This is a genomic window from Floridaenema aerugineum BLCC-F46 (assembly GCF_041929345.1).
GTDB lineage: Bacteria > Cyanobacteriota > Cyanobacteriia > Cyanobacteriales > Aerosakkonemataceae > Floridanema > Floridanema aerugineum.
The window spans coordinates 16,887-42,505 of sequence record NZ_JBHFNQ010000230.1 but is presented as its reverse complement, the minus strand read 5'-3'; the positions used below and the strand labels follow the sequence as shown (position 1 = coordinate 42,505).

Below are 25,619 nucleotides of genomic sequence, written 5' to 3'. Positions count from 1 at the left end.
TTACCTCATTTTACAATATTGCAGTTTGAGTTGACGATCTCTATGCTTGTGGTGGCAATTTTAATCGCCGTTATTACCAAATATTAACTAAATTTTCAGATCAATTCCTGACAATTTTGCTCCAAATCCATAAAATACAGATTATTACTAGTCTTTCATCTATTCTAAAGAATCTATAAAAATTCTTGATTCTAGCAAGGAATAGGTTAACCTGAAAAACGAAGCAAGTAACTAATTAATCATTCCTTTACCTATTGGTAAAGAATGTTAAAGCTTGCTGCCTGCTACTTAGTAGTTAGTTGAGGTGTGAGTTAAGTAGCCGTTTTGACTGAATTGCACTCAGTTAGCTTTCTATTCCTTAAGACAGATGAACTGAGAAAATTAATAGTTAGATATAGTTAAAGTTCTGTAAATTAAACTGAAGCGGCAGCAGTTTAATCGCAGCACAAGTTAAGTAAGATTAACTATAAATCTAGATATTTATTTAGATTTGTGGTAAGGTCTGTTAGTTGAATTGGCAAAAATCTGTAGAATTCAAAGTGATTAAAAATCATGAACCAAGTGTGGTCTAAAGCAAAACGTTACTTGCAATGGGTAATGTTAGGAGGAGTGCTGTTTTTCTTCGCCAAAGCATTCAGCCGTCACTGGCAAGAAGTAACAGAGAAATTAACAGAGATAGATGGTTCAGGGATGATATTTTTGGGACTAGGTGTTACTTTGAGTTTATTAGCTTTTGCCTGGTCTGGAATAGTTTGGCATTGGACGTTAGGGGAGTTTAAGCAAAAACTGAAACCTTTTTGGTTAGTCAAGCTTTACTTAAAAACACATATTGCCAAATATTTACCGGGGCACGTTTGGCACTATTGCGGGAGAATTTGGGGCGTTAAGCAAGTGGGAGTACCCGGAGAAATTGCCACTCTCAGTGTAATTATTGAACCTTTCTTGATGATAGCGGCGGCTTTGACGACTGCGATCGTCAGTTGTCAGTTAGCTGGAGAAGGGACGAGAGACTTTAATAATTTCAATAATTGGGGTTGCCAAATTATCTCATTGATGGGAGTAATGTTGATTGTACATCCCAAGTTTTTAAATCCCGCTTTGGGAATTTTGGGGAAAATTAAAGGTAAGAAAAAAGACTGCCCTGGGATAGATTTAAAACATTATCGTATAGAAAGATATCCTGTCAAATTGTTAATTGCTGAATTAGTTTTTGTTGCTTTGAGATGTAGCGGTTTTATCTTCACTTTCATGGCTTTAAACCCAGTTGCACCACATCAATTACCAATTTTGGTGAGTGGTTTTAGTTTAGCTTGGTTAGCAGCTTTGGTGTTACCGGGAGCACCCGGAGGCGTGGGGGTATTTGAAGCGGCGGCGATGATGATTTTAAGTAAATCATTTTCACCGGGAGTGGTTTTGAGTGTGGTGGCTGTGTTCCGTTTAGTCACTATTTTAGCAGAAGCTATTGGTGCAGGTTTAGCTTATTTAGATGAACGCCGCACCAAAAAAGCTTATCAATTAGCATTAGTTGAAGAACGATTTGTAGACAGGGAATTTATTACCCTGAAATAAGAAAAAATTGGTCAAATGACAAATGACAAATGACAAATGACAAATGACCAATAACAAATGACTAAATCCCCAAAACGCTGGTAATGGCGCGTCCTACGTTGTTCGGCTGCATTGCGTCAACTGCTGCTGTGGGTTCATAGCCGCAATGTACCATGCAATCTGCACATTTGGGATTTCCGCTTTTGTTACCGTATTTACTCCAGTCTGTGTTTTCTAGGAGTTCTTGGAAGGTGGCGTAATGTCCTTCGTTTAACAGGTAACAGGGTTTTTGCCAACCTAAAACGCTGTAACTGGGACTTCCCCAAGGGGTGCATTCGTAATCTTTTTCCCCGGTGAGAAAGTCTAAAAATAGGGGGTTATGGTTGAAGTTCCATTTCTTTTTCCCGGCTTTGTAGGGTGCTAATATTTCCCGGAATAAGGCTTTTGTTTGTTCCCTTTTTAAGAAGTGTTCTTGATCTGGTGCCCATTCGTAACTGTAACCGGGGGAAATCATCATTCCGTCGATGTTTAGGGTTTCGAGAAAGTCGAAAAACTGCTGCATTTCTTGAGGGTTTGCACCTTCAAAAACTGTGCTATTTGTGGTGACTCGGAAACCTTTGGCTTTGGCGGCGCGAATGGCTTTTACTGCGGTGTCAAATACGCCTTTGCGATCGACACATTTATCATGTAATTCCTGTAACCCATCTAAGTGAACGCTGAAAGTTAGGTAAGGTGAAGGTTCAAATTTATCTAAACTTTTTTCTAGTAAAATACCGTTTGTACAAAGGTAAACAAATTTTTTCCTTTCTACTAAACCTTTAACTATTTGGTCAATTTGTGGGTGTAAAAGTGGTTCTCCGCCAGGGATAGAAACTACTGGTGCGCCGCATTCTTCCGCTGCTTTAAAGCATTGTTCGGGGGTGAGGTTTTGCTTGAGAATGTCGGTTGGGTGTTGAATTTTTCCGCATCCAGTACAAGCTAAGTTGCAGCGAAAAAGGGGTTCTAGCATTAAAACTAAGGGATATTGTTTGCGTCCTTTCAAACGCTGACTGACGATATATTTGCCGACTTCAAACGCTTGCAGTAAGTTAATTGCCATTGAGTGTTTATCTCCTCGTCACCGTGCGGAATTATACTTGAAATCTAACGCAAAATTTTTACTAAACCAGTCTACGGCATTTTTTAAGGCTGTGGGAATTGGTGTTTGGGGTAAACCTAATTCTCGCACAGCTTTAGAGGCATCATAATACATTTTTTGTTCGGACATTCGCACGCTATCTAAGGAAAGGAAAGGGGGTTTACCTAATGGTGCTAACACATATTCATCAATCCAAGCTACTGTCAAAGGTATGAAGGAGGGAAGGGTGCTTTGTGGTGCTGGTATTCCGGTAATTTCTGAGAGTTGATCTAGGAATTGTTTGAGGGTGAGGTTTTGGTTTCCCAGAATATAGCGATCGCCCTTCTTCCCCTTTTCTAATGCTAGCAAATGTCCTTGGGCGACATCTCGCACATCTATAAAGTTTAACCCAGTATCTACGTAAAAAGGCATTTGGCGACGGAGGAATTTTAAAATTATATCACCTGTGGGAGTGGGTTTGATATCCCAAGGACCGATCGGACTACTAGGGTTAACAATTACCACATCTTGTCCTAATTTTACTGCATTTTGTGCTTCTTGTTCTGCCCAAAACTTCGATTTTTTATATTCGCCAATTAGCTTGTCTACTGGACTTTGGTAGGTTTCGTCAGCTATTGAGCCTTCTTTTACGCCTATTGCGGCTACAGAACTAGTATAAACGGTACGCTCTATTTTGGCTTTTCGGGCGGCGGCTAAAATGTTCTTGGTTCCTAACACATTTTGCTGATAAAGTGGGTCTTTATCTGATTGCCAAAGGGAGTAAAGGGCGGCAACATGAAATAATGCCTCACAACCAATCATTTTATCAGCTAGCTCTGGGTCGTTGAGGTCGCCTTTGACGATTTCAATATCTAAGTTTTGCAGGTTATCTAATTTGCTAGTCGGACGAACTAAGGCTTTTACTTTGTACCCTTCTTGTAAAAGTAACCTGACCAAATTTGCGCCGATAAAACCTGTTCCGCCTGTGACAAAAGCTGTTTTAGTCATTGGTTATTTGTCATTTGTCATTGGTTATTTGTGATTGGTTCTTTTAATTTTAACTTAGAACGAAAATCATCTAATAAAGTGTAGACTACGGGAACGACTATGAGGCTGAGTATAGTTGATGATACTAAACCACCTGCGATCGCAATTGCCATTGGTACTCGTAATTCTGCACCTGCACCTCTACTTAAAGCTAATGGCACCATCCCCAAAATTGTCGATGCTGTTGTCATCATAATAGGTCGGAGACGTACTGGCCCTGCGGTTAAAATTGCTTCATTTCTCTCCATTTTGGAATTTCGTAATTGGTTGATGTAATCTACCAAGAGAATCGCATTTTTGTTGCTAATTCCTAAGAGAAACACAAATCCAATTAAAGATATCATTCCGAAGTCGCTTTTAGTTAAGAATAGTGCCAGTAAAGCACCCACCAATGCTAAAGGCAAAGATAAGCCAACTACAAAAGGATCGGCCCAATTTTTAAACAGCAACAACAATATTACAAAAATACAAAGCGCCGACAAAATTAAGGTTGTCCCAAAACTGGTAAATATTTCATGGCTACGTGCAGAATCTCCGCCTAAACGTAAAGTAACACCTGGAGGAATTATTGGGTTAGCAATAGCTACGATTTGATCGGTAGCTTTGCCAATGGTAATTCCTTGGCCTAAATTGGCGCTAATATTAACTACTCGTTGTCGATCGTTGCGTTCTATTTGGAAAATAGCACCTTGTTCGTCTGTAGCCCCAATTAAAGATACATCTTCTAATCCGGGGATTTTGGTAATTTCGGCTTTAATTTCTCGTGCTGCTTTACTGCTAAGTGCTAAATCTTTACCAATTAAACCAATTTGTAGGGGTTTTTGTCCGCCAGTATCGACAAATTGAATATCTTCGATGCTAGTTGAAACGCCTGGTAATTCTGGTAATTCCTGACGAATTTTATCTTGAAATTCGGCGGTAGTAATTCGGCGTTCTGGCTTTAATTTAACGTAAAGATTGCCGTGATTTGGTTGTTGGGGACGAGTACCAACAGTAGTGTATACTGTTGTCACTTCGGGCGCTTTTAATACTGCTGCTTCCAGTTGTTTAGCTACATCTAAAGATTCTTGTAAAGGATCGCTTTGTTGTCCGGGAACTTGTAGCCAAGAGGGAAGTAAGGAAGAAACTGATAACGGCGCGGTGTAACTAATATTGAATTCGCCGCGATCGAGTTTTGGGATAAAACCTTTAGGAATAAATGGAATTAATGCCACACCTCCAATTAAACTTAAAGTGGCTATTCCCACAACAATGCGTCGATGAGTTAAAGACCATTTCAATATTTGACGATAACCTTCAGCGAACTTTAACCAAATTCTTTGTTCCCGGCGAGTACCTTTATTTGCTGGACATTTAATCCAATAGATTGCTAACACAGGTGATAATGTTCGGGCGACTAGCCAGGAAGCGATCATAGCAGCGGAGACGGTAATACCGAAAGGCTGAAAAAATTGACCGATCACACCTCTCATCAAAGCGATCGGCAAAAACACGGCTACAGCTGTTAAAGTTGTTGCGGTTACAGTTAAACCTATTTCTCTGGTAGCGTTTAAAGCAGCGTTGCGGGGAGTTTCGCCGTTTTCAACGTGACGAGTAATATTTTCCACATCGACGATCGCATCATCGATAATACTCCCAATTACTAAGGCTAAAGCTAACAGGGTAATTGTTTCTAAATTAAAGCCAAAAAATGCCATCACGATGAAAGTTCCCAACAACGAAATTGGGATCGCTAAGGCGGAAATAAAAGTAGCTCGCCAATTCAACAAAAAGGGGTAGATTACAATTACCGATAAAATTATTGCTTCAATTAACGCATCGATAGTTGCTTGAGTGGCAGCTTTGATGTAATCTGCTTGCGTGGCGGCTAAATTGATGAGAACATCGGGTAATTGCGATCGCAATTTGTCTACTTGCTTTTCTACATTCGCCGTTACTTCTAAGGCGTTAGCGTCACCTTTTTTCACTACTTGAAAAGCTAGTGCATCATTTCCATTAAACCTAACTGCGGAAGTGCGTTTGTTTGCGTTCCCCGTCGTTCCGCCTAACAAGTTAACCCGCTCAACTCCTGGTAATTTAGAAATACTTGGAACAATTTGCTTTTGGGCTATTTGTGTCAACTGGGTGAGATTTTTTGTTGAACTATCAATGGCGTAGCTAACAACAGCAGATTCATTTAAATTTATCGGAATTACATTCAGCTTTGTTCCAGCCGGAAGAGTTAATTTCTGGAGTGCAGTTTTTACTTGCTGTTCCGCATCGTCCAATTTTGTCCCGACATTGAAAGATAAATTAACTAATGATTGTTGGGGATAGGAAGAAGAGTTAGTGCTTTTCCGCCGGGGAATATTTTCCACAGACTGTTCAATAGGAATGGTAAGTTTGGCTTCCACTTCCGTCGCTTGGGGGAGAGATGAGGAAGCACTCACGACTACTACCGGAAAAGTGATGTTCGGGAAAAGGGCGTATTTTAGGGAACTAAAAGCCAACAGTCCTGCTACCACAACGGCGATCCAAAAGCCGATGGTAAGGCGGGGGTGAGCGATCGCCACCCTGGAAATGTTAAACTTATCTCTCTTGGAGACTTTGGGAGTTGGCTTTTGCATAAAAAAACTTAGCCCAAACTAAATTAGCTTACTCGCAATCCTTTTCTTCTCATGCTAACTGCGTGACAGTTGATAATCTGTAATAATCTGCCATGTAATGTAACAAGTCTGTCTAAGGACGTAGGCTAGTGCCAGAAGGCAGAAGGGAACAAGGCTGAGACAACCCTTTTCCATCTGTGTTTAACTGTATAGTTATGTTTGCCATGCTGCACTAGTAGAGATGATAACGGAGTGTGAGGAATGAAAATCGGTTCTGAGGCGCATAAACAGCTATTTTGCCAATCCTTCATGGATAGCCATTTAAAGTATGAACCAGAAAAGTTACCTTGGCCCAAATTGAATGAGGAGGACTTGCAGCGTTTGCGGGGTATTCCGTTCTGGGAAGAAGCGCTATCTACGGAACGGAATGCGGGGACAATGGTGAAAGCTTTTGCAGATACGATCGAAGATGAGACAATTCGAGAAGCGATCGCTTTACAAGGAATGGAAGAAGCCCGCCATGCCAAACTAATTGAATACATGGTAAACCATTATCAAATTGAAACTCCTGAGCGTCCAGCCAAAGCTGTACCGGAAAATATTGAAACGGAATTTATCAAATTTGGTTATGGTGAATGCTTTGATTCCTACTTCGCTTTTGGCTTATTTGGTATTGCCAGAAATTCCGGCTTTTTCCCCGATGAATTCTTCGCCATTTTCGATCCGGTAATTCACGAAGAAGCGCGTCACATTGTCTTTTTTGTCAATTGGATTGCTTACAAACAAATCCAAGAAGGTAGAGGTGCAAAAATACTGCGCGGTGCCAATTCTTTATGGCAATATAGCAACGCATTAAAGCGCAGATTGGGCAGTTTTAAAGGTACTAAAAAAGGCAGTGGCAAAGGTTTTACTGCTAGTGGTGCTAAGTCGGTAACAGGTAGTTTGACTTTAGAAAAGTTTCTCGCTACTTGCATTCAAGAATATGACAAACGCATGAGTGTTTTTGAACCGGAATTATTACGCCCTGAGTTTCTTTTATCTGCTACTAAAACTGCTTACGGAACTCTCAAACTTCTACCATCTTAGGGACTGGGGACTGGGAAAGATTTTAATTAGTAGGGTGCGAAGCGTGATAACGTAACGCACCATCCCACTGATATCATGCCCGGTCGATCGACCATAATATGCTTAATCCATAATCATAATGTAGAGACGTTATATATAACGTCTCTACATTATGATTATGGATAATCAAACAGACATAATATAACACAAAACTTCTAATGACCAACGAACAATTAATCATTTTAGTTCCCAAAGGTGCAGAATACAATTCTGTGTGTCGAGGTGTAAAATCCCCAGATCCCCGACTTCTTGAAGAAGTCGGGGATCTAGAATCCAAGGTTTTTTCAATTCCTGTGGGTGTGAAAGCTTTAAGGCAATATTTGGAAAATGATTTTTCGGCTTTTCCATCTAAAGTTTTAATCATGGGTTTGTGTGGTAGTCTTTCACCTAAATATCAAGTGGGTGATGTGGTTTTGTATGAAAGTTGTGTTTATGGGGGAGAGGTGTTAGAGTGCGATCGACCTTTCACCACCCAACTTTACCACCACCTGAAAACCAAAGTTACTTTAGTTAAAAGTTTAACCAGTGATTCAGTTGTTTACTCAACTTCCGAAAAACGCCAATTAGCCGAAACTTATTCAGCAGAAGTCGTTGATATGGAAGGTTTTGCTGCTTTAAAAATTTTGAGTCAAAGAGGAATTTCTGTGGCAATGTTAAGAGTAGTGAGTGATGATTCACAACACAATATTCCTAATCTTAACTCAGCAATTGATAATCAAGGAAATTTACAACCTCTGCCTTTAGCTTGGGAAATGATTACCCAACCAATCGCTGCATTTAATTTAATTAAAGGTTCCCTAAAAGCGTTAAAATTATTACAGGAAGTAGCAAGTGAATTATATCGTTTACCCAATTGATTGAGTCCAATTAAATTGGTGTAAATAAATAAAGTGATAATAGTTATCTTTGGATGGGGCGGGCAGGATGCCCACCCCACAAGAAAGCTATAAATCTTGTGGGGTGGGCATCCTGCCCGCCTTAGTTTTCACGAAATTATCAGAAGCCGATCGAATTTGGGTCGATGGGCTATTAGCTACACTACCCAGATCCCCGACTTCTTAAAGAAGTCGGGGATCTAAATTCGGTAAACTCTCCCTTTCCAAGCGCCACCTTTTCCGCGCCAATGTCGCCAAGCAGAGTCGATCGTCATTAAGTTGTAAAGTAAGGCAATTATTGGTAAACAAAAAGCGAAAATGGGGGAACAATGGTATAATTTGATGGTGGGGAAATAAGCTATTGCCATCAGCAACCAAGTGATTAAGCCTGGGAGTGCGATCGCCAAATTACCCGTTAACAACCCACCAATTAAAGCTAATGGCGGAACCAAATAAACTAAAGTCATCCCCAGCACAGTTCCCAATAATAAAAACGGCGAATAATTCAATTGAGTATATGCCGTTCTCGCTACCATATCCCAAATACTTTCTAAACTTGGATAAGGGCGTAAACTGCGAGTTGATTGAGTTAAACCTAACCAAATTTTACCCGGATTTTTCACCGCAGCCGCTAAAGCACAATCATCAATTAACGCTTGTTTCACTCTTTCAATTCCGCCAATTTTAGTTAAAGTTTCCCGCTTAATTAAAATACAACCTCCCGCAGCAGCAGCAATAGATTTTTTCGGATTATTCACCAAAGGAAACGGGTAAAGTTTTTGAAAGAAAAACACGAAAGCCGGAATTAACAGCTTTTCCCAAAAACTCTCGCAGCGCAGCAAAACCATTAAAGAAACTAAATCTAAATTCTCTTGTTTTGCTTTAGTGACTAATTCGTAAAGATTTGTTGAATGATGTTGAATATCTGCATCAGTTAAGAGAAAATAATCAGGTAATGGGTTGAGAGTTTCGGCGTAACGAATACCTTGTTCCATTGCCCAAAGTTTGCCACTCCAACCAGCAGGTAAAGGGGTGCCAGAAAGAATATGTAATTGTTCGGTTTTATTTAATTCTTGAGCAAGTTCTTGGGCAAGAATAGCCGTATTATCTGTGCTATTATCATCAATTAAGATGATGGTGAAAGAACCGGGATAGGATTGTTGAAAAAGCGATCGCAAACTAAAAGCAATCACCTCCGCCTCATTCCGTGCCGGGATGACAGCACAAATTGTCGGATAATCTTTTAATAGCGGTGAATCTGGAGAGAGAACAGGTAACAGTTGATTGCAACGCCAAAACTGACCCCGAAAAGCAAGTAAGAATATCCAAATTACTAAAGAGAGAAAAGATAGGAGTGAGGGAAGATTTGCGATCGGCATAAGTTAAAATAACTAACATCAAAAAGCAGGATACAACATTTCCCAAGTACGTAGGGCTTGCTGAAAAAGTCTGTTGGTGAGGGTAGGGACACGGCATCATAAATATTTGCAATTCTTACCGTTATCTCTTTCATGCCTTGCTGAAAAAGTCTGTTGGTGAGGGTAGGGACACGGCATCATAAATATTTGCAATTCTTACCGTTATCTCTTTCATGCCGTGTCCCTACAATTTCCTGGAAAAAGGCCAGGATGAAAGCGCCAAAAGGTCAGAAAAACTTACACTTGTTTTGAGCAAAAAAGGCGCTTTCACCCTTGCCTATCTTACTTTTTACCTTTATTCAGTAAACCCTACATACTTCCTACTGCGGACATTCCCAACCCAAAACCATTTGACCATTTTCCAACTTATAAACCCCTTGCGCCTCAATAATTCGCCCATTAACTTCTGACCTATCAGAAGAGTTATTTTCCGGGATAGAACGCACTTCCCCAGTAGGCAAAGGCGACATCAAACCATCCCCCGGACGATGTTGAAACCCACCATTCCCAGTAATATAAAATGTTCCGGTTTCCTTTCTCCTAGCAACACAACCTTTAGGAACTAATCGCGAAACATCAACCGCATTTTCTGGTAAATTCACCAACCCCGAATTAGGGTCAACATCAGGAGTATTAATTTGCACCGAACCACTAAATTGAGGGCCGAGTTTAGAAGTAGCAGTAATATCACTTTCAGGAGTAGTATCAGGACGAAACTTAGTACCAAAAATCCCTTGAGCATTAATAATAACTCGACCACCGAAACTATCTTCAGCATTGGCGCTAATGTCGCTGTTTTCTAAAGCGGCTAAAACATCAGTGTTGATAATAATATTGCCACCTGTAGCTTTACCTTTAGCATTGGTAGAAATTTCGCTGCCACGACGCATAATTAAAGAAGAAGTTTGCAAATTAATATTACCTTGAGAACCTGCTGTACTTGTGGCTCTCACAAGTCCGCCGTTGTCAACTAAAATAGAATTTGCTGTCACCTCTATGTTGCCAGCTGACCCAGTGCCAAAACTGTTAGCACTAAGACTTGCCCCATCTCGAACAATTAATCGCCCAGTATTTATTATCAAGTTTCCCCCATCACCAGCGCCTTCAGTGCTAGCGAACAAGCCGGAAAACAGACCATCTGTACTTTTTCCTGTTAATTCGACTATTTCAGCTGTAATCTTTAAATCACCTGCCTTTCCTGTACCAGCAGTAGCAACAGCTATCCGTGCCCCATCTCGGACAATGAAACTTCTGGCATTAATATTCAAAATTCCGCCATTGCCAGCATCTGAAGTGCTAGATTCTATCAACCCCTCGCTTTGAACAGTCAATTGCTTAGTTTTAATACTTATGTTTCCAGCATTACCAGTTCCTAGAGTACCAGCTGATATTTGTGCATTATCGCTAACAATTAATTGCCCTGTTTCAACTATCAAGTCTCCTCCATTGCCAGTTCCAGAAGTACCAGTCGATAGAAAGCTGTTATTAATTTCCACTGACTCGCTAGCACGTACTGTCAGAGTTCCCCCTTGTCCTTGACCAAAAGAGGAATTTCCTATGTAAGACTGATTAGCAAGCTGCAATCTTCCAGTTTTGATAGTAATTTCTCCACCATTGCCAGTCGCTGGTTCGGTAGTATTAGCCAATATACGGCTATTATTGTTCAACTCCACTGCTTCGGATACTCGTAGCAAAATATTGCCAGCGTTTCCGTCTCCAAAGGTGAAAGTATTAATATTACTACCTGTGAGAGTTAGCCGTTTAGTCTCTACAGTAATGCTACCACCATTGCCTTTCGCGCCAAACACACTAGCTGTTAGGCTACTTCCAAATGATAGTTCAGGGTCGGCTGATTTTCCTATTAGTTCTACTGCTTCTGTTGCCCGGATGTAAATATTGCCTGAATCTCCTACACCACCTGAATCTCCTACACCAAAAGTACCAGTAGATAATAGACCATCATCGCGGAGACTTAAGAGTTTGGTATTGATAGTAATATCTCCGCCTTTCCCTGCTCCACTCATTCTTGTAGAAATAATGCTAGGCAAATTTTGGCTATCGGTTCCCACGACCTCTACCAGTGCGTTAGCTTGTATCCGAACATTGCCTGCATCTCCTTTACCATAAGTATTGGCAGAAATACTTCCACCATCCCGGAGGCTTAATACCTGAGTATTAATATTAATATCACCCCCAGAACCCATACCATTTACTGACAGACTTGTATCAATGCTACTAGAAAATCTAAAACTTTCATTGTCTTCAAATTTTCTAATTCTCCCGGCTCCAACTACTTCTACCTGTTCACTGGCTTTTATTTGGATACTCCCGCCTTTCCCTTGACCATTCACTCTTGCTGATACTTGACCGCCATCTCTAACACTTAACCGTTGAGTTTCAATATTAATATCCCCTCCAAAACCTTCCCCATCTCTCGTTATTCTTGTATCAATGCTGCTAGACCGTCTAATACTACTGTCTTCAAACTCTCTAATTTTCCCAACACCAACTACTTCTACTAGTTCACTAGCTTTTATTTGGATACTCCCGCCTTTCCCTTTACTTAAAAGACTTGCTGAGATTTCACCACCATCTCGAACGCTTAATCTTTGAGTCTCAATAGTTAAATTCCCGCCATTAGCAACATCATCAGATAAAACACTTGAACTGAGGCGACTGGTGAACCCAACAGGTGAATTAGAGGTAGCTGGCCCTTCTCCCACAACTTCTACAAAGTCTCTTGCCCGAATGTAGATATTACCTGAGTTTCCCACACCAAAATTATCAGTAGATACTTGTCCTCCTTCCCGCAAACTTAGCGTTGGCGTATTGATATTGATATCCCCGCCTTTCCCTACAACACCACCCAACACTATTGTATTAATCGTACTGGAACTTCCAAAACTTGTAGTTCCTACTACTTCTACACTTTTGCCAGCTTTTATTTGAATATTGCCAGCGTCTCCTTTACCAGAAATACCAGCAGATATTTCTCCACCATCGCGGAGGCTTAAAACCTCAGTATTGATACTAATATCTCCACTCTGTCCTTGCCCTCCCTTAAACATTGTTGTAGAAATTGTACTAGGAAGACCTTCACTCATGGCTCCAACTATTTCTACTACTTCGTTAGCTTTTACTTGAATATTTCCCCCTTTCCCTTGACCAAACAGATTCGCTGAAACGTGACCGCCATCTCTAACACTTAATCTTTGAGTCTCAATAGTTAAATTCCCACCATTACCAGCAGCACCAGATGAAACATCTGAATTGAGGCTACTAAATATAATCGGACCTTCCCCCACAACTTCTACTAAATCTCTTGCTTTCACTAATAAATTACCTGCATTTCCCTGACCAAAAGTTCCTGTAGAAACATTACCTCCATCGCGAATGCTCAATGTACCCGTTTCAATTGTTAGATTACCACCTAACCCTCTGATGCCTTCCCCTCCACCAACTCCCGCTGATAACTCTGTTGCAAGTCCATTGGGCATCGTTCCCAGAACTTCCACAGAGTCTCTAGCTTGTACCAGTAAATTTCCGCCGTTTCCAGTTCCTCTAGTTTCTGTTGAAACAAATGCACCATCTTTAATAATTAATCGTCCCGTATCAATATCTAAATTCCCGGCTTTACCACCAGCAATACTAAATGTTTGCAAACTAGTGCGAAACTGACTATCGGCAGAAATTCCACTTACTTCTACTGAATCTTTTGCCTTAACAATCAAATTCCCAGCATCACCCGAACTAAACGTACCACTAACTAAAAACGAACCACCAAAAAGACTTAACTGTTCTGCTTCAACAGTGACACTTTTCCCATTTTCATTCCCTATTGTATTTGCACCAATACTCGATATTTCATTAAGAGTTATCTTTCCCCCACGAACTCGAATTTCTCCTGCACCTTCTCCCGATGCTGCTACCGCAGATGACTGCGACATTTGAATTTCACCAAAGTTGGAAATATTTTCGTATCCCAAAACAAATCCGGTTTCTGTGGGATTTAAACTAACTACACCGGAATTAACACTTCCGATTTCAATTCGTCCTTGCCTAACTGTAACTAATCCACCATTAAATGTTAAATTTCCCCCGACTAAACCTATAGTTTTTCCTGGTTGTACTTGCAATCCTTGGAGATTATTGAGAACTTCTTCTTCAAATGCAATCCCTCTAGTAACTCGTTGTTCGAGTGTTTCTCCTTCTACTGGCAAAGGGCGATTTAATCCGGTTCCATTAACTGTAATATTGCCTGGATTTGAACCCATTTGCAAGCCAATGGGTACGTTAATACTTAACAAAGGTGCAGCTTGGGGATTTGTCGCACTAAATTCTGTGCCATCAGCAAATTTAAAACTATTAGCAGTAGTCGCTAAAAATGAACCGCCAATATTTAATCTGGCATTCGGCCCAAAGATGATTCCGTTGGGATTAAGTAAAAATAAATTAGCTGTTCCATTAGCCCGAATTAAGCCGTCAATGTTAGAAATTGACCTGCCTGTGACTCTACTAAATATATTTCGGATATCGAATGCGTTGTTGAAAAATGCTTCGCTACCTGTGGGAATAGAAAATTCTTGAAAACTATGGAATAGATTATTCCCGGCTCTGGTTCCGCCTTCAATTACATTAATATTACCATTTGGTGTAACTTTGGTGTTAACTGTATTATCTGGGATAATTTGTGCTGTCGCTGGGTAGGCGGCTAATAATGTTAAGAGAGTGCTGGTTTGGGCGATGTAGAATAACGAAGGTGAGGGTTTCATTTGGGTTGGTAGATATTTTTCTCAAATATACAATGTTGTTGAGGGCGATTCAAATCGCGGCTACACATACAAAGTCCGCCTGCACGAACTAAAAAAATCCCTTTAGACATCTTCAAAAAAGTAGAGACGTTTCATGCAACGTCTCTACAATGGTTTTCTGTTCCCTGTTCCCTGTTCCCATAACAAAAGCGCCCCGACAAATTGAGGAGGCGCTTAATATATTTCAAGTAGGAGAAATGTTTACTTAACGATATGCTTTGCGATTGAAGTAATTCCAAATCCAAATGGCAATTATAGCGCCTAAAACTGCGAGAAAAACTCCAGGGAGACTCAGAGATGTAGCCGTAAGTTGCAAAGTTCCTGTTTGCAATAAAGTAGCTAAAGTTCCGCCAACGAAAGCACCAACAATACCCAAAAGTAGCGTACCTAAAATCCCGCCGCCTTGATATCCGGGATAAATAGCTTTAGCGATCGCACCCGCCAACAAACCTAAAACAACCCAAGCTAAAATATTCATAATCACCGCTCCTTTTTAACTTTTTTATTTCATGTTTTTAGACTAACAAATGCTCATCTATTAGCCATCAACCCAAGGAAATAAGCAAGTAGAGAGAACTTGCAAATTTGGGGCAATAAAATATAAAAAATCTCGCTCTAATCGGGAATACTGTTGCCATTTGTGGGCTAGTTCTGTTATAAAACGCAACAAATAAAGGATAATCCTTTATGCTGCATCCCCGCAGTTGCGATCTAGGGTGAACGGTAAATTATGCAAACTCAAGACAAAACCACAGTGTCCCGCAATAGTCTAGAAGCAGCGATTAAAGCTTCTCAGGACTACCTACTTTCTATTCAATATCCCGACGGTTACTGGTGGGCGGAATTACAATCTAACGTAACGATTACCTCAGAAGCGGTGTTGCTGCATAAAATCTGGGGAACAGACAGCAGTAGACCTTTACATAAAGTAGAAACTTACTTGCGAAAAGAACAGCGCAAACATGGAGGCTGGGAACTATTTTATGGCGACGGGGGCGAACTAAGCACCACAATTGAAGCTTACATGGCGTTGAAATTACTAGGAGTCTCGGAAACTGACCCCGCCATGAGCAAAGCGCGAGAATTCATTTTAGCCAAAGGTGGTATTAGTAAAGCCCGGATTTTTACCAAACTTCACCTAGCATTAATTGGCTGCTACGATTGGCGAGGTCTTCCTTCCATCCCACCTTGGGTAATGTTTTTACCAGAGTTTTTCCCCGTCAATATTTATGAAATGTCGAGTTGGGCGAGAAGTAGCACAGTACCTTTGTTAATTGTATTCGATCGCAAACCCATTTTCATCACCAATCCCGCCATAAATTTAGACGAACTCTACGCCGAAGGTGTAAATAATGTAAAATTTGAATTACCCAAAAACAACGATTGGAGTGACATCTTTCTTCACCTCGATAACGCCTTCAAATTCGCCGAAAAACTCAACTTAGTTCCTTTCCGGGAAGAAGGAATTAAAGCCGCCGAAAAATGGGTATTAGAACGCCAAGAAGCTACCGGAGATTGGGGCGGAATCATTCCCGCCATGTTAAATTCCCTCTTAGCATTACGAACTTTAGATTACGATGTCGCTGACCCAATTATCGAACGAGGATTGCAAGCATTAGATAACTTTTCCCTTGAAAATGAAGACACTTACCGAGTCCAAGCTTGCATCTCTCCCGTTTGGGATACCGCATTAGTCATGCGAAGTTTAGTAGACTCAGGAATCGCACCAAATCACCCCGCCTTAGTTCGCGCTGGAGAATGGTTAATCGAAAAACAAATCCTTGATTATGGCGATTGGGCTGTTAAAAATAAAAAGGGAAAACCCGGTGCTTGGGCATTTGAATTTGTCAATAATTTCTATCCTGATGTAGATGATTCCGCAGTGATAGTCATGGCATTAAATCAGGTCAAACTACCCAACGAAAAATTAAAACAAGCAGCAATAAATCGCGCCGTAGATTGGATTGCATCCATGCAATGTCAAGATGGGGGATGGGCAGCTTTTGACCTTAATAATAATGCCGATTGGTTAAATGCCATTCCCTACGGCGACTTAAAAGCGATGATTGACCCCAACACCGCAGATGTCACCGCCAGAGTTTTAGAAATGTTAGGAAATTGCCAAATTTCCCTCGACGATTACAACATGAATCGCGCCTTAGAATATCTCAAAAAAGAACAAGAAACCGAAGGTTGTTGGTATGGTCGTTGGGGAGTAAATTACATTTATGGAACCAGCGGCGTATTAGCAGCATTATCTTTAGTTGCGCCCAAATTCCATCGCAGTAATATCGAAAAAGGTGCAGCTTGGTTAGTCAGTTGTCAAAATGCCGATGGAGGATGGGGCGAAACTTGCTTCAGCTACAATGACCCCAGCTTAAAAGGAAAAGGAGATAGTACCGCATCTCAAACAGCTTGGGCTTTAATCGGATTAATCGCAGCAGGCGAGGCGACGGGAAAATTTGCAAAAGAAGCAATGGATAGGGGAGTAAACTATCTATTGGCGACTCAGAAATCCGATGGCACTTGGGACGAGGATTATTTCACTGGTACTGGCTTTCCTTGCCACTTCTATATTAAGTACCACCTCTATCAACAACACTTTCCACTCACAGCCTTGGGTCGATATCATGCGTTAAGCCTTTAAAACATTAACAACAGAGGGGCTTCAGGAGTTAGCGATTTTAGGGTTATGAATCGTTTCCTTAGCTTCTCTGCTGTTTTTGGGCTTAAACATACTTAATTGTGATTACTATGCTGTTTCTAACCAATCAAAAATTTGGTCTAACTGTGGTAATGTCACCAGTCCATACTGCCAAAGAATCATGTGTAAGAAACCAGGAGTTCCTTCATTGTGCCGTAAAGCAAACTCAATGGAGGAAGAAGGAATTGCCAACTCGTCTGTTAAGAATTTGATCATTTTTGCTTGCATGATAGCTCACCTCGCCTTGGGTGGCTAATTTACTCCCACAACCCAAGATATAAATAATATGCTTTAGAGAAAGTCGGGTTAGCGTGATTGAACTCAAATTTTGTCGTGATATTGATCACATTATCTTGATGATCAAAGATACTCCTAGTCAAATAAATCTAATGGTAGATGACCGTAAGTACCACTGACATCTTCTCGCGCCGAAGACTGGCATGAAACAAGCACTCCACGATAATTTCCGGTGTAAGAATCTAAGTAAAAACTCTGTTTGTTGGTGTTAAATTTGATGTACACAGAACCAGTGATTTGAGTAGTTTTATCAGTATCTAAAGAAACATTGTAACCCAATCCACTTAAGTAGTTTTGTAAAGCCATAAAACCTTGTTCTGTCGTCTCGGCGCAAATACCAAAGTTCACGTAATCCGCTAAATCAGCAATTAGCTTCAATGCTTGACGCAGCAAGGCTTTTTCCGTTTCTGATTCTACGACCTTGATATCTGTACAACTATATTCTTTAAGTATTTTTTCCGATTGTTCTACGGTTAAGTTGGTTGGGTTCTGTTCATTCATAGATTTTGCCAGCCAGGGAAGGAAAAACTTTTTAGGTACGTTGTTGCGCTTCAGCGCTAAAGATGGCGAGTCGAGCGCAACAACGTACATTTTTTGGGTTAGGGTAGCCAAAAGTTTGGTAGGAGAGTTTTACTTAAATCTCGCGCCCACTGATTCACAGTTCTTGCTACTTGAATGTGTGGTTCGTCGGGTTCAACTGGGAGAATTTCGGCTTTACTTCCTAATTTAAACTGTTCAATTACTAAATTTGCAGCTTCTAAACCAGTAACGTAAGCTTTTTCCTGTGACCATGAACCGTGACGGTTGACAATCCAATCACCACTCATAAATACATTAGCGAAACTTGTCTTTGCTGGCAACATATATTGATAGCTACCGGGGAAGAAATGGGTAACTGCTTTGGGTAAACGAATCACGCTGCTATCAATTACTTTTGCTTCCCGAAATGCTGGAACACAAGTGGCTAAATATCGCTGCACAATGGGGACAATCTCTTCGTTGCTTAAGGGTAAAAACTGGTTGGCGTGGTAAAAATCTGCTTCGATAACTGTTCCGGGTTCGTCGCGGTATTCGTCATGAATAGCATTTAAATCGAAAAATGTCCAACCTGTAGTATTGTCAAATCCAAAGCAAGCATTGGAAGGTAGGGGAATGTCAATTTTTCTGTCAAACCAGAGGCGGGTTGCTAAGACATCAACTGCTGATAAGTTGTTAAGATTGCGGAATTCTTGGCGATTTTGTAAAGTCGGACTTCCGCTGAGAATTTTCTGCATTCCGCTAATTCCAACGGCAAAAATTACCGCATCTGCATCAAAGACTTCTTCGCCACAAACAACTGCTGTCGCCCTATTGTTACTATCAACTATTAAATCGCTAACTCGCCTTTGAGTTAAGACTTTTCCGCCAACTTTTTCGATTTGTTCTACCCAAGGACGAAAGATTTTTTCTCCCACTGTTCCCCGACACCAAACAACATCAAAGTTGGGTTGATGCGCCAAGATGAAATAATACAACATTCCTAAAGCAGCGGCGGCGGAACATTGTTCGCCAGGGGCGAATAATCCGACTAATAACATTGGTTCAAAGGAGTCTTTGTACAGTCTGGCGGAAACTCCAAATTGTTTGAAAAGTTCTCTGGCGGTTACTGTGTCGTAGCGTCGCCAAGCTGCATCTGAATTGTCAAAGTCTACTAAGGTATAAAGTAAAGGTAAGGCGGAAAGTCTGTCGATTAAAGGTAAGCGTTTAAATTTAGTGTAAATGAATGTTCCTAAAGGTGTGGGAAGTAATGGTTCTTGCTGAAAAATGGGGGATTCTACTTCTAATCCAGCGGGGGAATATTGGGAAGAACGAGTCCAATCTGTAAAGGGATTTAGTTCTAGTTCGTTAATTAGGGAAAAGATGTTTTTATAAGGATACCAAAAGCCGTGAATTCCTGCTTCTACGGAACGCCCGCCAGGAGTTTTCCAACCTGCAACTAAACCGCCAGGATAAGTGCCAGCTTCTAATAATGTGACATCATATCCTTGTTTTGCTAGATGATAAGTTGCTCCTAATCCTGCCCAACCTGCACCAATAACTACTACTTTTTTATTGTGGGTTTCTGTTGTCATTATTTAACCTTAGTTTGCGATCGCAAATCTCCATTTCTCGTTTCTAATATAAGGTGGGAAAATCCCACCCTACTCTGCTTAGCCTTTCAATGTATCAAATCCGGCTCTAATTGTTTCAATTCTGTTCCGATTCACGCCTAAATCCGATTGTCCTAATCTGGAAGCAGAACGCACATGAATTACTTTTGCGGCTTCGTCTAAGTAGAATTCTACATCATCTACATATCCCATAATCTTGCTTTTAAATTCAGCATAGATGTAGTTAGGAGATTCGGAGATAATTGTAGTTCTTTCTTGGGATTCAATCACCTTTTTTAAACTCGCCATTGCTTCTGCCGCAGAGGTATTATAGGTTAATGGCTCAATTTTGTGCAGGGTATCTGCACTTTGGCTACTAACACAATTAGGCGAACTGGGACAAGGTGCTAATTTACCATCTTGCACACCAAGGTTAGTAGGTCTTTTCCCTGCAAACATTGTCATTCCTCCGGGAGAAACTATATTGATTCCAAGCAAAAGAATAGTCGCAATTAGCAGAGATAACAAGCTAATAATTAAACGGTTTAGAGGCGATCGTTTTTCTACTTGGCTTTCCACCATAAACTACAATAACCTGGATGCAACTATTAGATTATCCCACATCCCCCGCCAAAAAACCATAGAAAAATCCCAATGAACTCCATAAATCATTAACTTCATAATCGTCCGTTGTGACGACTTCAGTCGTTCTTTTTTCTCAATAATCGCACTAAAGTCCTTACAACAGACCTGTTCTTTGTGACGACTTCAGTCGTTTTTTTCAGCTAAGTAGGTAAATGTAAATAAACTGAAAACTGGGCGGGCAGGATGCCCACCCCACAGTAGGGGCAATTCATGAATTGCCCCTACTGTGGGGTGGGCTCTCCTAGCCCGCCCCATCTTTAAATAACTATTTTCACTTTATTTATTCGCACCTACTTAATCGCACTAAAGTGATCACAAAGAACCTTGATTACAACTTATTTACAGCTACTTCTCCACGACGATAAATTTCCTTAGCAAAATCAGTCCACATTCCTTGTCCCCAATAGCGAAAACAACTAGTTTGCAACAACAAATTATACATTAAAGCTTCTCGATAATCAGCTTCTTGAGTTACTTCTTCTGGCAAGGAATCAACTTTTTGATGAAACAAAACACTCAATTGATTCATCGGAGACAAAACATTTTCGTACCCTTTCACCCAACTTATATGATTCGTCCAAGAAGCGCCATCAACATGAAAATTATGATTGGTTTCTTTCAACTCCTGAATCGCCTTAGCTACTGCTTCAGGAGTACAATTTTCTGGCGCAACTTTCTGCCAAATCAAATGTTGATTAATTGGTTGACAAGTGGTATAACTATCAGGATGGCAACCTGCTTCTTCAATTAATTCTAAATATTCTGTGCCATTCATCGCCACAATTCCCGATTTTCCCCCGCCATTATCTTTGATTTCATAACAAGCGCGGAAGAAAGCACTGGGAAATTCATTCATCATCACTCCGCCATTTTCCCCATCACCAATTTGACTAACTATTGGCGGAATTTCTACACCGCCTAACATCTGTCGAGAAAGGGTTTTTGCCTCGTAATAAGGCTGCATTTGTCCGACTAATTTAGTATCCGAACCTTGGGTTTTAATTAAAGCGGTAATACTGATTTCTTCTCCTTGGGAATTTCGGGCAATTAAACGATGGGGTAAATGGCGATTTTGTAAAGGTTTACCATCAAGAGTTTCGACGGAATGTTCTTGTACTAATAACCAACGATAGCCGCATTCTTTTAAAGCTTTGACGAATTCAAACAAGGTATCGGGATGATTTGGTAAGTGCATTTCTGGTGGAGAAAAACCTTTAACTCTGGCTAAAGCTTCCCAACCGAAAATTGCGGCAAAATGATGTTGCCAAGCTTGAATGTGTAATTTAATATCTGGAATGGGAGTGGAAGGAACAACTGAATGACTCCACATTGTTCCTAACCATTCTACGTAAGGTTGATAGTTAGGATCAATGGTAATTCGTTTAAGATTTTCTAATATATCTCCTCCCCATATTTGTCGCAAGCCCCATAAAAGGTTGCCAGAATAATCTAACATGATGCGAGGATTGCAGCCATTAGCTACTAATTCGGGGATGAAATCTGCCATGCGTTTGTAACAATTGGCAAAGGGTGTAGCGTTGTGATTATCCCCTTCGTTGGGATGTTCAAACATATATTGTAAATTGCTAATTAATTCGCCATTTTGTCCGGCTGGAATTGTGGGCTGGTGTAGGTGTAGGGCTATAGCAAATACAGCTTGGATTTGGGATAAATTAAGATTCGTTTTCGGCAAGAATACTGGTTGATTTTGTTGCGTTACTGCGAAAAGTTCGCTTTCGCAACCGCAAATGTTAGGAATTCCGTTAAGGTTTTCTGGTAAGTTTTGCATGAGTTAATATGTTAGTAGGAGAGGTTGATTTTTGGGAACCGCTACAGGCGCAGAGGGCGCAGAGGAAGGAGGAAGAGAGGGTTTTTTTAGTCAGGTTCTTCTGTGAGAATGAGGGAGGGATTTTCTAATATTGGTAATTTTACTGTAAATGTTGCTCCCATGTTTTGACCAGGACTTTCTGCTTGAATAGTTCCGCCGTGCATTTCAACTAATTTTCGCACAATTGATAAGCCAACTCCTAATCCCCCATGTCTTCTGGTAATTGAGGCATCTGCTTGCCGGAAATGTTCAAAAACATAAGGGAGAAAGTCTGGAGAAATGCCAATTCCTGTGTCAGTAATTTGAATTTGGGCGTAGGTTTTGGGTGATGATGTTTGACTGTGTTCTCTCAACAGGGAAAATCTAATTTCTACTCTACCTTTTTCTGGGGTAAATTTGATTGCATTGGACAGTAAATTCCATAATACTTGTTGTAAGCGATTGGGATCTCCTTTAATCAGAATAGGTTCATTATGGGCTAATGGCGAATCTAAGATTGTTAAGTTTAATTCAATAGATTTAGCTTCTGCTGATAATTTTACATTTTCGATCGCAGCTTCAATTGTTGCTAGTAAGTTGACTTTGGTAATATTCAAGCTCAGTTTACCACGCAGAATGCGAGAAACATCAAGTAAATCATCAATTAGTTGGGTTTGTAATCTGGTGTTGCGTTCAATAGTTTCTAAGGCTTTATCAATAGTGTCTTGATTAAACTGGCGTGTTCTGAGTAGTCTTACCCAACCTAAAATGGGGTTGAGGGGGGTTCGCAATTCGTGAGATAATACGGCAAGAAATTCATCTTTAATTCTATTGGCTGTTTCCGCTACGTTACGGGCTACTTTTTCGGCTTCTAAAAGTTGTTCCCGTTGTTGTTCGGCTATTTTGCGATCGGTAATATCATAAAAAGCTGCTACCCCAGCAATAATTTCTTCATTACTATCTTTAATCGGCGCAGAATTGACATAGATAATTGCCCTGCTTCCATTGTCTTTTTCAAGAGTAATCTCTTCTCCGATAATGACTTCGCCTTTAATTATAGAACGTGCTAAAGGCATTTCCCTAGCTGGGTAGCGATTCCCATCAGCATAAAACAATTTCCACTCACTATATTCTTCTACATTTTCAGAGTACAATAAAGAATGTCCAAACATTTGTACAGTGATTTGATTACCAAAAAGTATTTTTCCCGAAGGTGCTTCGGCGAGAATTACGCCTGCGGGAAGTTGCTGTAAAATTACTTCTAAAAGTTCCTTTTGGCTTTGTTGTTGAATTAGTAATCTTTCCCTCTCTGCTTCTATTCGTTTACGTTCAGTTAAATTTAAAACAAAACACACACATTCATCTTCGGTTGTCTCTAATTTAGCTACACCTAATAAAATGGGAATGCGACTACCATCTTTACGAATGTATTCCTTTTCAAAGGGTTTACAAGTTCCGGTAGCTTTGACTTGCTCGATCGCTTCTTCATCCAAAATCTGATATTCTGGAGGAGTCATCTGTGCCCACCTCATTTTACCCGATCGCAAATCTTCTAACGAGTAACCTACTAATTCTAAAAAAGCTTGGTTAGCATCTATAATTTCACCTTGAAAATTAGCAAATAATACTCCTATTAAATTAGAATCTATTAACCGTCTTAATCTAGATTCACTTTGTCGCAAAGCTGCTTCTGTTTGCTTTAATTTAGTAATATTCCGAGTGACAGCTAAAACTGATGCGATCGTACCATCAGGCGCAAATTCTGGAACTAACCGCGATTGATAATAAATAACTCCTTGTGATGTTAAAAGAGCAAACTCAATTACCTGTTCTTCCCCAGTCTCAAATACTTCTTGAATACAACTTTCCCACAGGTGACATTTGGCTTCAGGAAACCCCATTTCTAAGTGAGTTTTACCAATATATTCTTCTGGAGATACTCCGGTTACTTGTTCAACTGCGGAATTAATATAAAGATGACGCAATTGGCGATCGAACCTAGCAACAATATCCGGCGAGTTTTCTACTAACGCTTTGAATTCCTCTTCTCGCTGATAAAGTTGTTCATGGGATGCTTCTAACTGGGTATTAACTATCAGCAAATCTTGATTTAATTTAATTAATTTATCTGATAATTGCGCCTGTCTTTGATACTCCACCGCCCGCACTTGTTCTATAGCTAAAGCTACTTGCGTGGTTGCTCTTTCTGTACTAGCAGCACCAATTAATAAACTAGTCGCACACTGAATTAAAAGCGTTAATTTGTGGACGTGCATAACTTCCGAAGAAACTGGAAATTCTGCCAAAGAAATAGCATTAGGATTGAAAATTAAATAATTTAATAATGTGACTAAAACACAAAAAGTAGTAGTCAACATTCCCCCTGTGACTCCAAAACGACTAGCTGCCCAAATAATTGGTACAAAACTCAATAGGGAAAACTGCTGAAAAGCAAAGCCTCCTTGATGAGCTAAAGAAACAGTAAAAGTCGCAATAAATATACATAACAAAAGGATAATTATAATTTCTAATCCTCGATAAAACTGAGAAGGAAAAGGCCAAATTTCCGCCAGATTATTGGGATTATTATCAGCACTTTTTGAGGTTAATTTAGGGAAACAATTTTGAACTTGAGGTGTGAAAACTAACAAAATTGTCGGAGCAATTGCCATAGTTCCCAAAGCATTACCTAACCACCAATTAGGGATACTAGTACTCAGCTTGGATATAGGCATTTTGTCTATAGCTATCAAAGTTAAATTACCAACTACAGCAGAGGTAGCACAAGCTGCTAATGGGGCACTCAAAATGAAAGTAGCAGCATCACTAAGTCGGCGGAATGATAATTCACCTTTGGCAAATTTTATGTAGAGTAACCATGCTACTAACGGTTCTAAAATATCAGTTAACCCAATTAACCGAGTCCAACTTTCAAAACCCCAAAATGGTGCCATTAAAACTGAAGTTATCCCTGTAATAATTATACCGATCGGACCAAACCAAAGAGTTAACGCGATCGCTATTCCCGAAGGCGGAAACCACAAAGATACGGCTGGTTGAATCCGATAGATTACCGCCATGCCATGAGCTAACATGAGAGCTAATAAACTTAGCACTATTACTAGCCACCATTTTCTCCAAAGATTGAATCTTAAGCTTGACAATAAAAGCATAGATGTTAAATTAATTCCGTATCACTACTGTATTATTTAGGTAGGTTTCTATTATTTTAAATCCTGAAATCTATTTCCAAAAACTTTTAGCTTAACAGAGTTATCAGTAACTTTAGTTAAACTTATTAACCTTAACATAGCAAAACTAACATCGGAAATCATCTTAAGAGGTATTTTGCTAAAACTTACCTCTATTGTTCCTCAGCATTTCAAGGTAGCAATAATTACCCTTATTAATTTTATAACTCCAGAGATATTCTAGCTTTCATCAGATCGATCGCTTTTCCCCTTCCCTCTTTACTATTGAATTTGCCATAGTTATGATGATAGGTACAAAA

Annotated in this window: 16 protein-coding genes; 4 read left to right on the top strand and 12 right to left on the bottom strand. The window is 40.2% G+C overall.

The features are described from left to right. Positions 1–552: 552 nt before the first annotated feature. Complete coding sequence (locus tag ACE1CC_RS32315) at positions 553–1,569, top strand: lysylphosphatidylglycerol synthase domain-containing protein (protein ID WP_413274539.1); 1,017 nt, start codon at positions 553–555, stop codon at positions 1,567–1,569. Positions 1,570–1,630: 61 nt separating this feature from the next. On the opposite strand, the gene hpnH is transcribed toward ACE1CC_RS32315, so the two are convergent. From hpnH to ACE1CC_RS32300, 3 genes are read right to left on the bottom strand one after another with little or no spacing between them, the layout of a single operon-like run. Then, on the bottom strand, positions 1,631–2,647 hold the full coding sequence (hpnH, locus tag ACE1CC_RS32310; RefSeq protein WP_413274538.1) for an adenosyl-hopene transferase HpnH: 1,017 nt from the start codon (positions 2,645–2,647) through the stop codon (positions 1,631–1,633). A gap of 18 nt (positions 2,648–2,665) precedes the next feature. Then, entirely contained in the window at positions 2,666–3,673 is a 1,008-nt protein-coding gene (gene hpnA / locus ACE1CC_RS32305; RefSeq protein ID WP_413274537.1) for a hopanoid-associated sugar epimerase, read from the bottom strand. A 17-nt stretch (positions 3,674–3,690) separates the two neighbouring features. Then, the gene (locus ACE1CC_RS32300; RefSeq protein ID WP_413274536.1) at positions 3,691–6,318 is read right to left on the bottom strand and encodes an efflux RND transporter permease subunit; all 2,628 of its coding nucleotides are present in this window, start codon (positions 6,316–6,318) and stop codon (positions 3,691–3,693) included. A 240-nt stretch (positions 6,319–6,558) separates the two neighbouring features. Here ACE1CC_RS32300 and ACE1CC_RS32295 point away from each other — a divergent pair, with 240 nt between their 5' ends. Further along, positions 6,559–7,383, top strand: a complete 825-nt coding sequence (locus ACE1CC_RS32295) for a ferritin-like domain-containing protein (RefSeq protein WP_413274535.1) — start codon at positions 6,559–6,561, stop codon at positions 7,381–7,383. A 197-nt stretch (positions 7,384–7,580) separates the two neighbouring features. Further along, positions 7,581–8,279 carry a phosphorylase family protein gene (locus ACE1CC_RS32290; RefSeq protein WP_413274534.1) on the top strand — a complete coding sequence of 233 codons (699 nt, stop codon included), beginning with the start codon at positions 7,581–7,583 and terminating at the stop codon, positions 8,277–8,279. A gap of 218 nt (positions 8,280–8,497) precedes the next feature. On the opposite strand, the gene ACE1CC_RS32285 is transcribed toward ACE1CC_RS32290, so the two are convergent. The 3 genes from ACE1CC_RS32285 to ACE1CC_RS32275 form a co-directional block, all read right to left on the bottom strand. Next, positions 8,498–9,676, bottom strand: a complete 1,179-nt coding sequence (locus ACE1CC_RS32285) for a glycosyltransferase (RefSeq protein ID WP_413274533.1) — start codon at positions 9,674–9,676, stop codon at positions 8,498–8,500. A 359-nt stretch (positions 9,677–10,035) separates the two neighbouring features. Next, on the bottom strand, positions 10,036–14,487 hold the full coding sequence (locus tag ACE1CC_RS32280) for a two-partner secretion domain-containing protein (RefSeq protein WP_413274532.1): 4,452 nt from the start codon (positions 14,485–14,487) through the stop codon (positions 10,036–10,038). Between the two features lie 244 nt (positions 14,488–14,731). Then, the gene (locus tag ACE1CC_RS32275; RefSeq protein WP_413274531.1) at positions 14,732–15,004 is read right to left on the bottom strand and encodes a GlsB/YeaQ/YmgE family stress response membrane protein; all 273 of its coding nucleotides are present in this window, start codon (positions 15,002–15,004) and stop codon (positions 14,732–14,734) included. Between the two features lie 252 nt (positions 15,005–15,256). Between ACE1CC_RS32275 and shc the strand changes: the two genes are divergently transcribed. After that, on the top strand, positions 15,257–17,173 hold the full coding sequence (shc, locus tag ACE1CC_RS32270) for a squalene--hopene cyclase (RefSeq protein WP_413274530.1): 1,917 nt from the start codon (positions 15,257–15,259) through the stop codon (positions 17,171–17,173). Between the two features lie 105 nt (positions 17,174–17,278). Here the strand turns inward: shc and ACE1CC_RS32265 are convergent, their stop codons facing one another. The 6 genes from ACE1CC_RS32265 to ACE1CC_RS32240 form a co-directional block, all read right to left on the bottom strand. Then, positions 17,279–17,458, bottom strand: coding sequence for a DUF2949 domain-containing protein (locus tag ACE1CC_RS32265; protein WP_413256575.1), 180 nt, complete (start codon positions 17,456–17,458; stop codon positions 17,279–17,281). Positions 17,459–17,602: 144 nt separating this feature from the next. After that, on the bottom strand, positions 17,603–18,028 hold the full coding sequence (locus ACE1CC_RS32260; RefSeq protein ID WP_413274529.1) for a DUF1824 family protein: 426 nt from the start codon (positions 18,026–18,028) through the stop codon (positions 17,603–17,605). 98 nt (positions 18,029–18,126) lie between these two features. Beyond that, positions 18,127–19,638 carry a hydroxysqualene dehydroxylase gene (locus tag ACE1CC_RS32255; RefSeq protein ID WP_413274528.1) on the bottom strand — a complete coding sequence of 504 codons (1,512 nt, stop codon included), beginning with the start codon at positions 19,636–19,638 and terminating at the stop codon, positions 18,127–18,129. A 78-nt stretch (positions 19,639–19,716) separates the two neighbouring features. Then, on the bottom strand, positions 19,717–20,238 hold the full coding sequence (locus tag ACE1CC_RS32250) for a DUF1499 domain-containing protein (RefSeq protein ID WP_413274527.1): 522 nt from the start codon (positions 20,236–20,238) through the stop codon (positions 19,717–19,719). A gap of 391 nt (positions 20,239–20,629) precedes the next feature. Next, positions 20,630–22,090 (bottom strand): glycosyl hydrolase family 57, encoded by a 1,461-nt coding sequence (locus ACE1CC_RS32245; protein WP_413274526.1) that lies wholly within the window; start codon positions 22,088–22,090, stop codon positions 20,630–20,632. Positions 22,091–22,176: 86 nt separating this feature from the next. After that, positions 22,177–25,281: a PAS domain S-box protein gene (locus ACE1CC_RS32240; protein ID WP_413274525.1), complete on the bottom strand. Its 3,105-nt coding sequence runs from the start codon at positions 25,279–25,281 to the stop codon at positions 22,177–22,179. Positions 25,282–25,619: the final 338 nt, after the last annotated feature.